We start from the raw sequence: 11,791 nt of genomic DNA on the forward strand, positions 1-11,791 counted from the left end.
TCCATTTTTACGTCTATTATTATAGACATTGTAAATTATTATATCCTAAAATATTATAGCAAATAGTATAGCATAGTTATTTTATTTATTCCAAACATTTATTATGAATTTTCCATAAACCTAATATTTAAAATTCTTCTTCACAATGAAAAAGGCATTTGAAACTTATGTTTCAAATGCCTTTTTGCTGCGGATGAAGGGACTTGAACCCCCACTCTCTCGAACCAGAACCTAAATCTGGCGCGTCTGCCAATTCCGCCACATCCGCTAATATTGTGTTACAAATGAGACATCCGGGATTCGAACCCGGGACACCATGATTAAAAGTCATGTGCTCTACCAACTGAGCTAATATCCCTTACTGGGCTAGATGGATTTGAACCATCGAGTGCAGGAGTCAAAGTCCTGTGCCTTACCGCTTGGCGATAGCCCAATTTATTATATCTTACATTCCTTTTTATTGAAAACGAAAAGTCTTCTCAGACTTTTCTAGGAATATAATATAAGGTGGATAAAGGGATTCGAACCCTTGGCCTCCAGAGCCACAATCTGGCGCGCTAACCAACTGCGCTATACCCACCATAAAAACATTCTCATCTGTAGAGATGAAAAATGTGCCAGAAGGGATTCGAACCCCCGACACATGGCTTAGAAGGCCATTGCTCTATCCAACTGAGCTACTAGCACATTATGATGCGATATTGATAAAATATCAAATATCAAGCGGGTGATGGGAATCGAACCCACGTATCTAGCTTGGAAGGCTAGTGTTCTACCATTGAACTACACCCGCATATAATTACTATTTAATTATTTTGCGTTACAACATGTTAAATTATGCAGTTAATATCAAGTGAATGTTGCTTCACATAATTGGGAAGTTCCCAGTCGGGGTGACAGGATTCGAACCTGCGACCTCTTGATCCCAAATCAAGCGCGCTAGCCAAGCTGCGCTACACCCCGAGAAAATCTTTTTGTTTAGTCATAACGCAATCAATTGCTATCGACTGTCTAATGATTTATGCTTATCCCTCACCAGCTTTTTCAACATCTTTAAGTCGTTTCTGCCGTGACGCAAGATTTATTATATAATAGAGAAAAGGTATTGTCAACAACTTTTTATAACTTTTTTAATTTTTTAAATATTTTACAAAATTTAGAGTGTTTCCAATAATTGTGTACACAATTCCACAGTATGGATTCTGCACATCTTATTCTGGTAAACTATTCAAACTAAAGTGGGCATCACCGTTATCATCAACCTCCATGATGATAAAGGTATGCTTCCTCCCATGCTGTCTAGGTAGTGCCAAACTACCCGGATTGATCAGCCATACGTCCTGTGATAAATCGATCATAGGTACATGAGTATGGCCAAACATAGCAATATTTACATGGTTCTTTTGAGCAGTCTCTAGCAGATGAGTTGTTCCATAATTTACGCTATAACGGTGACCATGCGTCAGCAAAACAGTATATTTACCGATCCTCATAATAACTTCTCTCGGCATGTCGGCGAAAAAATCATTATTACCGGACACCATTTCTACCGGGCAATTTGCTATTGATTTAATGTATTCTTCTCCGCCTTCAAAATCACCCAGATGGATTAATAAGTCTATCGGTGATACACGCTCTATTGTTTTTAACAAGTATTCATTCTTGCCATGAGTATCACTAACAATCAAAATCTTCATGCCAACTCTTCCATTTCTTATAAATGTTTAATAAGTTCTTCTTTCATAGCTCTTAAGGCTTTCCCACGATGACTAATCTCGTTCTTTTGATCAGACTGCATCTGTGCAGTCGTACATTGGTACTGTGGCACATAGAAGATTGGATCATAGCCAAATCCATTCTCACCGCATATTGTATCGCTGATAAAGCCTTCTATCGTGGCTCTTTTCGTAATAACCTCCCCATTAGGAAATGCACAAGCAATAACACATACAAACCTTGCACTTCTTTCCTCTTCAGAAGCTGATTTTAGCTGGTCAATAATATACTGGTTCTTAATATCATAGGAAGTGTCCTCTCCCATGAATCTTGCGGAGTATACACCCGGTGCTTTGTCCATATAATCCACTTCTAAGCCGGAATCATCTGCTAATACAATCGTACCTGTTAATTCTAATACCGCTTTCGCTTTGATAACTGCGTTTTCTTCAAATGTTGTACCATTCTCATCAATATCCGGATTTAATCCGGCATCTTTAAGGGAAAGTAGTTCAATATCTAAACCGTTAAGTAATTCCCTGATCTCTTTCATCTTACCTTCATTCGAGGTTGCAAATATAATCTTCTTCATAATAAATCCATTCCGCCGATTCTAGTGCTGCTTTCTTAATATTATTTAACAGGAAGCTGCTTATAGGCTTTTATAATACCGTCATAAATGCCTTTCGCAATCTCCTTTCTATTACTCTGCTTGGTTATATAATTCATATCATTGGTGTTTGTCAGATACCCTATTTCAATTAATATCATAGGTACCTTTGCTTTGTCCATAATATAAACATCATCATCTTGTTTTTTCACAATACCACGCTGTTTGAGAGGTATCTTACTTGCTACCGTATTTGAAAATAAATTTGCTAAATCTGCATTCTTTACTCCCTTATTCTTATGATCCGTATAGAGAACTTCTGTCCCGTTTGGATAAGCTTCCACATTTGCGTTGCAATGTACACTGATGAAATAATCACAATCAACATTGTTAGCAAGCGTACTACGCGGTCTGAGATATACCGTACTATCATCGGTACGTGTATAATATATCTTAATGCTTTTCTCTTTATCCAAAAGTTCTTTTAATTCCTTTATTATAGCAAGATTTATATTCTTTTCAAAATACTGTTTGTTTTTTGAGCTGGCTCCAACATCTTTTCCACCGTGGCCTGCATCAACTACAAGTATTTTATCATATACCTCGGAGGGCTTTCGAAGATCTATATAATAATTATCTTCATCCTCATAAACAATATAAGCATAAACTTTATCAAGTTTCAATAAAATATTATCCGTATTAGAAAGATTATTATCCTGTGTAGAGGTAATATTGATTGCAGAGCAGATATCACCATTCTTAGCTTTTGAATCCAATTCTTCCTTAGTAGGTTTAATCGGCTTTCCTACAAAGCTTTGACTACCTCTTACCCGTGTTATCATATTATCTGTCATCTGATTCGATATGATTCCGGATATCCTTATACGAATACTTTGGTTTATGTATAGATCATCAAACTGTAAGCTAAGATCTTTTCCTTCCGGTTTTTTTATTACAAGATAATTTAACCCCAGTTTTTCTTTCACATTCTTTTCATGTCGGATCTCTAAAGGTTGAGTATCGGATAAATTATTGTTTAGCATCTCCGAATTTATATTCAACTGATTCCATGGATCATCAAAATTTATATTATTCTCTATATCCTGTGTTGTCTGTCCGCTCGCCTGTATTGTTATTGTCTGGTATTGTTTTAGAGAATACGAAAATGTAATTACTGCTGTCATTAATGCGAGACATTGTATCGCTGTTTTCTTTAGCAATGACGTATCCATTTAACACCCCCATAGATTAATATTTATCGGAAAATGCCATTATTCTACAAAATACTATAATATTGTATAAATTATATAATAATTAATCAATATTCTCAACAATATTTTAAAATTTGTAAGATAATTTTTTGCCTTTTTAGCACTAATTGACTATAACTTTCTTGCTTTTTTCCAATATTATCTATATAATATTGGCATAGATTCTACATTTATAATTTTATAAACAAAGGAGATAGGGAGTATGGGTGACGTTATTCACATCCAGGTCAAGCAGGGGGACGGTACTAATACAAATTTAACGCAATATCAATGCCCTGAGAAGCCAAGGGCAAGTGTATTAATTCTACATGGTATGGCAGAGCACAAAAAGCGCTATAAGCACTTTGCTGCTTATCTTACCTCAGCCGGCTACGATGTTTTTATATACGATCAACGTGGCCATGGTAAGGAGCTACGATTGTATGAACTTGGATTTATTGCTTCAGATAATGGGTATGAACTTATCATTCAGGATGCGATTACAGTTTCAAAATACATTGAACAGCATAATCGATGTGATAAATTATATCTGCTCGGCCATAGTATGGGATCTCTAGTCGCTCGTAATGTAATTCAATGTTATGATCGATATAACGGAGTAATCCTATCTGGTACAATGTTTCCTTCAAAATTAATGGTTTACCCCGCTTACGTTCTTGCATCCACACTGCGATTACTTAAGGGTCCTAAAAAATTAACACCGTTTATAAATAACCTTATGTTTGGTAACAAGTATTATACTGCTCACTCACAAAGAACGGTTTTTGATTGGCTTACACGTAGTAATCCAATTGTAGGCGCCTATATTCATGATCCATACTGTGGATTCGTTTGCTCTACATCATTTTACAAGGATCTGCTGACACTCGTTCTCAATTCCACTAATACTAATCTGATACCTAAGACTGATAAAAACCTCCCTCTCTATATTATCAGCGGTGAAAAAGATGCCGTTAGTTGCTACGCGAAAGAAATCAAAAAATTTCTTACTGTATTGAAAGAGCTTGGGTTTAATCAGGTTGATTCAAAATTATATCCAAACTGCAGGCACGAGATTCTCAATGAACTAAATCGTGATGAAGTATATTCTGATATCAATGCATGGATGACAAAACATATGTGATTTTATACTGTTAAAAAAAATTGCTGTAGCAAATCAATGAGTATTTTCTTTGATTTACTACAGCAATTTATTTTGTTGTTGAAAGCAAATTTATTATAAACCGGATGTTTGCTTCGGCGGTTTAGGACCCATATATTGATAAAAATACGTTTTCATCATACCATTGTATATTTTTCGATTCTTCTCTGCAGGCTTACCGATATACTTCTGAGCCTCTTCATAGGCTGTAATGAGATAATATGACCAGGCATCAAGAGAGGAGAATACTTTACCCATCTCTTTATACAGAGCAGGAAGTTCATTCTTTTCCTCTAATCGCTCACCATAGGGTGGATTTGTTATTATAAAGCCATATTTCTTGGGGCTGCTCAGCTCTTTTAACGGCTTTTGTTGAAAATGTATAAAATGATCAACACCTGCCAACCTTGCATTCTGTCTGGCTGCCTTAATAATTTCACCATCTATATCATAGCCCTGTATTGTCATCTGAATGTCCGTACGTTGTTTGTCTTTAGCTTCCTGTCTTGCCTGTTCCCATATCGAGGGTGAAAATAATTCTGTCCATGTCTCTGCCAAGAACGTTCTATTAATTCCGGGAGCGATTCTTGCCCCAATCATAGCTGCCTCAATTGGGATCGTACCACTACCGCAGAAAGGATCCACCAGAATTCTATCCTTATTCCATGGAGTTAACATAATTAATGCAGCAGCCAGTGTCTCTGTAATAGGAGCCTTGCTGGTCAGCTTACGATACCCCCTTCTATGAAGTGATTCACCTGAGGTATCAATACAAATCGTTACTTCATCTTTTAGTATCGTTACACGCAACGGATAAGAATTACCGGTCTCTTCGAACCAATCCTTCTTATATTTTAATTTTAATCTTTCCACCATTGCTTTTTTCATAATGGATTGAATATCAGATGGGCTAAATAACTTACTATTTACCGAATTTGCTTTAGCTACCCAGAACTTACCGTCCTGTGGGATATATTCTTCCCAAGGGATTACCTTCGTATTCTCAAATAGCTCATCAAATGTTACTGCCTTAAAAGAACCTACTTTTAGTAGCACGCGCTCTGTTGTTCTCAAAAATATATTTGCTCTTGCAACTGTATTTATATCGCCTGTATAGCTTACCTTACCGTCTTCTACCTTAGTTATTTCACAGCCCAAATCAGTCAGCTCACGTTTTAATACGGCCTCAAGACCAAAATGGCATGGTGAAACATATTCAAATTGCTTCATTTTTACCTCCGGTTGTGTTTAAAGGAATTTTCTCCTGTACTTTTTGCAGGTTATGCATCTGTTATTGTAAAGCTCTTTTTCACTGTAGTCAATGAAGATTTATCGACTCCGCTCTAATTTACCTCGATAAGCCCTCATTCCTCCATAAAGGCTCTTAATATTATAACCTTCTTTCATTAAATCTCTTGCTGCAAGTAAACTAACATTGCCTCTATCACAATAAAATATTAAGAGAAAATGACGAGGTAATGATTTTCTTCTATCTTCTAGTTCTTCATATGGAATATTAACAGCAGTGGGAATATGTCCTTTATCATAATCGTGTTTATCTCTCAAATCAATAATCATCACATTAATTGCTCCGATATATTTCGCTATATCCCCTGTTTTAATTGTTTCGAAAGACATATCTTTACTGTCACCACCTTTGATGAAAATAAATGGAACCAATATATCATATTCAAAATAAGTCAAATTTGCTCATAAATCGTATAAATTTCGTTTCTTATAGATTAACTTTATTGCTCTACTTATCTTATGTATTCAAAATCCGGCGTTTCTATTCCATCAAAGATATATGATAAACAACCATCAGCAATAAAAAGAAGTCCCCAGATATTAATCTAGGGACATCTTTGCTTCATATATATTAATAATCACTGTCCATATCATCTAAATCATTATAGTTGTTTTTGTATCCGCTCGCATCTTTAGAAGAGTTTCTAGAAGAATTTCTGGATGTGATATCCCTAGAAGAAGCATCTCTGGATGTTGTATCTCTGGATGTTGTATCTCTGGATGTTGTATCTTTGCATCTTACGTCTGTAGAAGCGTTACGGCCAGATCCTGTAGTATAGTTTGATGTTGTGTTTTTACTTCCATAAGAATTTGCATTTCTAGAGCCAGATGCACTGGTTGAAGCATTTCTACTTGAATTGGAGCTGGTTGTATCTCTTAAGTTAGATGTTTGGTTGTTTTTAGAATTATTATTTGCCATAATGACCTCCTATAAATGAGTTAAAATTTGATATTGCAGTACTTATTATCTTCATTTCAAATTGAAATATTCATAAGGAAATCTAGTAATAAATATTCATTAAAATTATTTTAATTTAATTTTACAAATTATGCATTTTACAAAAATAAATTTATTGCATATACTTGTCTTATGTATTATAATTAACAAGTGCTAGGGGTAACCCTAGCACATTATAACCCCTTATTAATTATTTATACTCCCCTCATCGAAAAGACCACCTGGCTCCCCCAAGTGGTCTTTTCGCTTTTTATAAATTATAAATAAAAATCACGCTAAAATCGTTTTCGAAACATTGAATACACCAGCAACAATAGAATAATTGGAACTGCAAATGCAAATATAAATCCTAGGATAATACGTCCGATAATTGCAATAAAGAAGATTGATAAAACTGCAACCAATACAAATAGAACCATATGGTACCATTTAATATTAAATAACTGAAATATACTTGATTTATGATTATTTTGATTGTAATTAGTATATTCTTGTTCTTCAGTATAATAATCAGAAGAATGTGTTTGATACCCAGAATACACTCCTTTTTGTTTTGCAACTTTACTAGACTCAATTATTGTTTTCGCAATTAGTCGTGGATCACCTAAAACCTTGATTACATCTTTTTCGCTTGCAGTCTGGGTACTAATATATTGATCATAATATTGTATGTTCTGCTCAACGGTATCATTATTGACTTCACCGATCAACGATTCTCTTAGAATACTCAGAAACTCTTTTTTATTCATTCGTTAGTAGCCTCCTTTGCAACATTCTAGCATATATCTATACCTGCGTAAATTAATATTAAATTAGAAGTTAATTAAATCTCTATAAATTGAACGGATTATAGTTTATCATTAACACATTCACAACAAAAAAGCATTGTACAGTTTCCTATACAATGCTTTTCATCACGTGTGTTAGAAGATTCGAACTCCCGACCTTCTGGTCCGTAGCCAGACGCTCTATCCAGCTGAGCTAAACACACATATTAATTTGTTGCCATTTTGAAATAAAAACAGCATTACTCTTCTAAGAAGAATAATGCCGGCGACCGGAATCGAACCGGTACGGGAGATTAGTCCCGCAGGATTTTAAGTCCTGTGCGTCTGCCAGTTCCGCCACGCCGGCACAAATGGGACCTATAGGGCTCGAACCTATGACCCTCTGCTTGTAAGGCAGATGCTCTCCCAGCTGAGCTAAGATCCCATGGGATATTGATGTTGCTTACCGCTAAAACATATTAACATATAACTGAAAATCATTCAAGCAGTTTTTTAATATTAAATTCGCAAGTTTCTATATTTAAGAAACTTGACGACCCAGAAGGGACTCGAACCCTCGACCTCCGCCGTGACAGGGCGGCGCTCTAACCAACTGAGCCACTGGGCCATAATATTATGTAAATGGACCTTCAGGGACTTGAACCCCGGACCGACCGGTTATGAGCCGGTTGCTCTAACCAACTGAGCTAAAGGTCCAATATATCTAAGAACGATGTTCCCTGGACTTGAACCGATAACCAGCTGAATTCTCAACTGTTCTGCCAATGTTATACATCGGTATACCGGCAAATAAGGTTTATTCTTTTGCAACTTAATGACTCCAAGGGGATTCGAACCCCTGTTACCGCCGTGAAAGGGCGGTGTCTTAACCGCTTGACCATGGAGCCGCATTTATTATTATATCAAATATGATACATTATGTCAACCATTTTTTAAACAATTTTCACTTCTTTTAGAAGCTAACTCCCCGAGTAGGACTCGAACCTACAACCCCACGGTTAACAGCCGTGTGCTCTACCATTGAGCTATCGAGGAATACATGACAAATGAATAATGTTTTTAATTCATTTGTATATACTCTTAAAACATTAAATCTACACACGAAAATGTTTCATCCATTTACGAACGTTTTGTTCGTTTACTGTAAACCTTTTAAGGTCAAGCCCTCGACCTATTAGTAACAATCAGCTACATACGTTACCGCACTTCCACCTTTGTCCTATCTACCTGGTAGTCTTCCAGGGGTCTTACTAGCTTATGCTATGGGATATCTTATCTTGAGGGGGGCTTCACGCTTAGATGCCTTCAGCGTTTATCCCTTCCAAACTTGGCTACTCGGCCATGCCATTGGTATGACAACCGATGCACCAGTGGTTCGTCCAACCCGGTCCTCTCGTACTAAGGTCAGCTCCTCTCAAATATCCTGCGCCCACGCCGGATAGGGACCGAACTGTCTCACGACGTTCTGAACCCAGCTCGCGTACCGCTTTAATGGGCGAACAGCCCAACCCTTGGGACCTACTACAGCCCCAGGATGCGATGAGCCGACATCGAGGTGCCAAACCACTCCGTCGATGTGAACTCTTGGGAGTGATAAGCCTGTTATCCCCAGGGTAGCTTTTATCCGTTGAGCGATGGCAATCCCACTTTATACCACCGGATCACTAAGTCCTACTTTCGTACCTGCTCCACCCGTCGGTGTCACAGTCAAGCCTTCTTCTGCCTTTGCACTCTTCGAATGGTTTCCAACCATTCTGAGAAGACCTTTGAGCGCCTCCGATACCCTTTCGGAGGCGACCGCCCCAGTCAAACTCCCCACCTGACATTGTCCACCAGCCGGATTACGGCTGAATGTTAGAAATCCAGTAACACAAGGGTGGTATCCCAACAGTGGCTCCATTGTAACCAGAGTTACAACTTCACAGCCTCCCACCTATCCTGTGCATGCATTACCGGATCCCAGTATCAAGCTAGAGTAAAGCTCCATGGGGTCTTTCCGTCCTGGCGCGGGTAACCAGCATCTTCACTGGTATTTCAATTTCACCGGGTGCATTGTCGAGACAGTGCCCAAATCATTACGCCTTTCGTGCGGGTCAGAACTTACCTGACAAGGAATTTCGCTACCTTAGGACCGTTATAGTTACGGCCGCCGTTTACTGGGGCTTAAGTTCAAAGCTTCGGATTGCTCCTAACCTCTCCCCTTAACCTTCCAGCACCGGGCAGGCGTCAGCCCATATACTTCACCTTACGGTTTTGCATAGACCTGTGTTTTTGCTAAACAGTTGCTTGGGCCATTTCTCTGCGGCCTACTTGCGTAGGCACCCCTTCTCCCGAAGTTACGGGGTTATTTTGCCGAGTTCCTTAACAATGCTTCTCCCGTCGGCCTTAGGATTCTCTCCTCATCCACCTGTGTCGGTTTACGGTACGGGCTTACATAGAACAATAGCGGATTTTCTTGACGGCATGGGTTCGGAAGCTTCACTACTTTAAATTCGCTCCTCATCACACTTCAGTAACATCCGGGGGATTTGCCTCCCAGACTAACCTTTGTGCTTGAACCGGTTTTTCCATTCCCGGCTCTTCCTACCCTTCCGTGTCCCCACAGTTCTGTCTATATAAGGTACAGGAATATCAACCTGTTGTCCATCGACTACGCCTTTCGGCCTCGCCTTAGGTCCCGACTTACCCGGGGCAGATCAGCTTTACCCCGGAAACCTTGGATATTCGGCCTAGAAGATTCTCACTTCTATCTCGCTACTCATTCCGGCATTCTCTCTTCTTAAATCTCCACGCCTCCTTACGGTAACGCTTCGTCGTTTTAAGAATGCTCCTCTACCAATTACACACGTAGTGTAATTCCACAGCTTCGGTGACGTGTTTTAGCCCCGGACATTTTCGGCGCAGGACCTCTCGACTAGTGAGCTATTACGCACTCTTTGAATGTATGGCTGCTTCTGAGCCAACATCCTAGTTGTCTTCGAAATCCCACATCCTTTTCCACTTAACACGCACTTTGGGACCTTAGCTGGTGGTCTGGGCTCTTTCCCTTTTGACTACCCAACTTATCTCGTGCAGTCTGACTCCCGATAAACAATTATACGGCATTCGGAGTTTGATATGCTTCGGTAAGCTTTGACGCCCCCTAGGCAATTCAGTGCTCTACCTCCGTTAATCTATATCGAGGCTAGCCCTAAAGCTATTTCGAGGAGAACCAGCTATCTCCGGGTTCGATTGGAATTTCTCCCCTATCCACACCTCATCACCACCTTTTTCAACAGATGTGTGTTCGGTCCTCCACCACCTTTTACGGCGGCTTCAACCTGGACATGGATAGATCACCCGGTTTCGGGTATACTCATGCAGACTTGACGGGCTATTAACCCTTGGTTTCCCTTCGGCTCCAGACTTTCAGTCCTTAACCTTGCCTGCAGAAGTAACTCGCCGGACCGTTCTACAAAAAGTACGCGGTTGCACATATAAAGTGCTTCCACAGCTTGTAAACACAGGGTTTCAGGTTCTCTTTCACTCCCCTCCCGGGGTTCTTTTCACCTTTCCTTCACAGTACTATGCACTATCGGTCACTGAGTAGTATTTAGCCTTGGGGGGTGGTCCCCCCGACTTCCCGCAAGGTTTCTCGTGTCTCGCGGTACTCCGGATCCTGCTCGCTGTCTTCTGGTTTCGTGTACGGGGCTTTCACCCTGTCTCGCCGGCTTTCCCAAAACCGTTCCACTACCATACGACTCACTTATTGCAGTCCATTACCCCACAGCATTGCTGCCGTGGTTTAGGCTCTTTCCCTTTCGCTCGCCGCTACTTAGGAAATCGAATATTTTCTTTCTCTTCCTCCGGGTACTTAGATGTTTCAGTTCCCCGGGTTCCCCCTGCATACCTATGTATTCAGTATGCAGTAACCGAGGTTTACTCGGCCAGGTTTCCCCATTCAGAAATCCACGGTTCAAAGGATATTTGCTCCTCCCCGTGGCTTATCGCAGCTTATCA

Annotated in this window: 8 protein-coding genes, 14 tRNA genes and 1 rRNA gene (1 of these 23 cut by a window edge); 1 reads left to right on the forward strand and 22 read right to left on the reverse strand. The window is 39.4% G+C overall.

Annotated elements, in window-relative coordinates; translation table 11 throughout:
* Positions 1 to 188: 188 nt before the first annotated feature.
* From AC6IWN_RS14945 to AC6IWN_RS14990, 10 genes are all read right to left on the reverse strand, one after another.
* Positions 189 to 268: transfer RNA gene (locus AC6IWN_RS14945), tRNA-Leu, on the reverse strand.
* A gap of 17 nt (positions 269 to 285) precedes the next feature.
* Positions 286 to 358 (reverse strand) — tRNA-Lys (locus AC6IWN_RS14950).
* A 3-nt stretch (positions 359 to 361) separates the two neighbouring features.
* Positions 362 to 433 (reverse strand) — tRNA-Gln (locus tag AC6IWN_RS14955).
* A gap of 73 nt (positions 434 to 506) precedes the next feature.
* Positions 507 to 580, reverse strand: a tRNA-His gene (locus tag AC6IWN_RS14960).
* Positions 581 to 613: 33 nt separating this feature from the next.
* Positions 614 to 687, reverse strand: a tRNA-Arg gene (locus tag AC6IWN_RS14965).
* Between the two features lie 35 nt (positions 688 to 722).
* Positions 723 to 793, reverse strand: a tRNA-Gly gene (locus tag AC6IWN_RS14970).
* Between the two features lie 95 nt (positions 794 to 888).
* A tRNA-Pro gene (locus tag AC6IWN_RS14975) sits at positions 889 to 963 on the reverse strand.
* A 248-nt stretch (positions 964 to 1,211) separates the two neighbouring features.
* On the reverse strand, positions 1,212 to 1,697 hold the full coding sequence (locus AC6IWN_RS14980; protein WP_497988336.1) for a metallophosphoesterase family protein: 486 nt from the start codon (positions 1,695 to 1,697) through the stop codon (positions 1,212 to 1,214).
* Positions 1,698 to 1,714: 17 nt separating this feature from the next.
* Positions 1,715 to 2,308 carry an XTP/dITP diphosphatase gene (locus AC6IWN_RS14985; RefSeq protein WP_497988338.1) on the reverse strand — a complete coding sequence of 198 codons (594 nt, stop codon included), beginning with the start codon at positions 2,306 to 2,308 and terminating at the stop codon, positions 1,715 to 1,717.
* Positions 2,309 to 2,349: 41 nt separating this feature from the next.
* Positions 2,350 to 3,558, reverse strand: a complete 1,209-nt coding sequence (locus AC6IWN_RS14990; RefSeq protein ID WP_497988340.1) for an N-acetylmuramoyl-L-alanine amidase family protein — start codon at positions 3,556 to 3,558, stop codon at positions 2,350 to 2,352.
* Between the two features lie 241 nt (positions 3,559 to 3,799).
* Between AC6IWN_RS14990 and AC6IWN_RS14995 the strand changes: the two genes are divergently transcribed.
* A complete protein-coding gene (locus tag AC6IWN_RS14995) occupies positions 3,800 to 4,720 on the forward strand; it encodes an alpha/beta fold hydrolase (protein ID WP_497988341.1) in 921 nt (306 codons plus the stop codon).
* Between the two features lie 93 nt (positions 4,721 to 4,813).
* On the opposite strand, the gene AC6IWN_RS15000 is transcribed toward AC6IWN_RS14995, so the two are convergent.
* The 12 genes from AC6IWN_RS15000 to AC6IWN_RS15055 form a co-directional block, all read right to left on the reverse strand.
* Positions 4,814 to 5,968 (reverse strand): THUMP domain-containing class I SAM-dependent RNA methyltransferase, encoded by a 1,155-nt coding sequence (locus AC6IWN_RS15000; protein ID WP_497988342.1) that lies wholly within the window; start codon positions 5,966 to 5,968, stop codon positions 4,814 to 4,816.
* 99 nt (positions 5,969 to 6,067) lie between these two features.
* Positions 6,068 to 6,442, reverse strand: coding sequence for a rhodanese-like domain-containing protein (locus AC6IWN_RS15005; protein WP_497988344.1), 375 nt, complete (start codon positions 6,440 to 6,442; stop codon positions 6,068 to 6,070).
* Between the two features lie 175 nt (positions 6,443 to 6,617).
* Positions 6,618 to 6,965 (reverse strand): hypothetical protein, encoded by a 348-nt coding sequence (locus tag AC6IWN_RS15010; RefSeq protein ID WP_497988346.1) that lies wholly within the window; start codon positions 6,963 to 6,965, stop codon positions 6,618 to 6,620.
* A gap of 314 nt (positions 6,966 to 7,279) precedes the next feature.
* Entirely contained in the window at positions 7,280 to 7,753 is a 474-nt protein-coding gene (locus AC6IWN_RS15015) for a DUF1700 domain-containing protein (protein WP_497988348.1), read from the reverse strand.
* Between the two features lie 168 nt (positions 7,754 to 7,921).
* A tRNA-Arg gene (locus AC6IWN_RS15020) sits at positions 7,922 to 7,995 on the reverse strand.
* 57 nt (positions 7,996 to 8,052) lie between these two features.
* Positions 8,053 to 8,138 (reverse strand) — tRNA-Leu (locus AC6IWN_RS15025).
* A 5-nt stretch (positions 8,139 to 8,143) separates the two neighbouring features.
* Positions 8,144 to 8,216 (reverse strand) — tRNA-Val (locus AC6IWN_RS15030).
* 109 nt (positions 8,217 to 8,325) lie between these two features.
* Positions 8,326 to 8,399: transfer RNA gene (locus AC6IWN_RS15035), tRNA-Asp, on the reverse strand.
* 15 nt (positions 8,400 to 8,414) lie between these two features.
* Positions 8,415 to 8,488 (reverse strand) — tRNA-Ile (locus AC6IWN_RS15040).
* Positions 8,489 to 8,607: 119 nt separating this feature from the next.
* Positions 8,608 to 8,679: transfer RNA gene (locus AC6IWN_RS15045), tRNA-Glu, on the reverse strand.
* 76 nt (positions 8,680 to 8,755) lie between these two features.
* A tRNA-Asn gene (locus tag AC6IWN_RS15050) sits at positions 8,756 to 8,827 on the reverse strand.
* Positions 8,828 to 8,946: 119 nt separating this feature from the next.
* Positions 8,947 to 11,791 (reverse strand): 23S ribosomal RNA (locus AC6IWN_RS15055) (it continues 58 nt past the right edge of the window).

Source organism: Variimorphobacter sp. HTMS_6 (genome assembly GCF_059717775.1).

Bases quoted from the DNA above. Each gene is read 5' to 3' on its own strand.
- AC6IWN_RS14985 (WP_497988338.1), bottom strand. From the start codon at position 2,308: ATGAAGAAGATTATATTTGCAACCTCGAATGAAGGTAAGATGAAAGAG.
- AC6IWN_RS14995 (WP_497988341.1), top strand. From the start codon at position 3,800: ATGGGTGACGTTATTCACATCCAGGTCAAGCAGGGGGACGGTACTAAT.
- AC6IWN_RS15010 (WP_497988346.1), bottom strand. From the start codon at position 6,965: ATGGCAAATAATAATTCTAAAAACAACCAAACATCTAACTTAAGAGAT.
- AC6IWN_RS15000 (WP_497988342.1), bottom strand. From the start codon at position 5,968: ATGAAGCAATTTGAATATGTTTCACCATGCCATTTTGGTCTTGAGGCC.
- AC6IWN_RS14990 (WP_497988340.1), bottom strand. From the start codon at position 3,558: ATGGATACGTCATTGCTAAAGAAAACAGCGATACAATGTCTCGCATTA.
- AC6IWN_RS15015 (WP_497988348.1), bottom strand. From the start codon at position 7,753: ATGAATAAAAAAGAGTTTCTGAGTATTCTAAGAGAATCGTTGATCGGT.
- AC6IWN_RS14980 (WP_497988336.1), bottom strand. From the start codon at position 1,697: ATGAAGATTTTGATTGTTAGTGATACTCATGGCAAGAATGAATACTTG.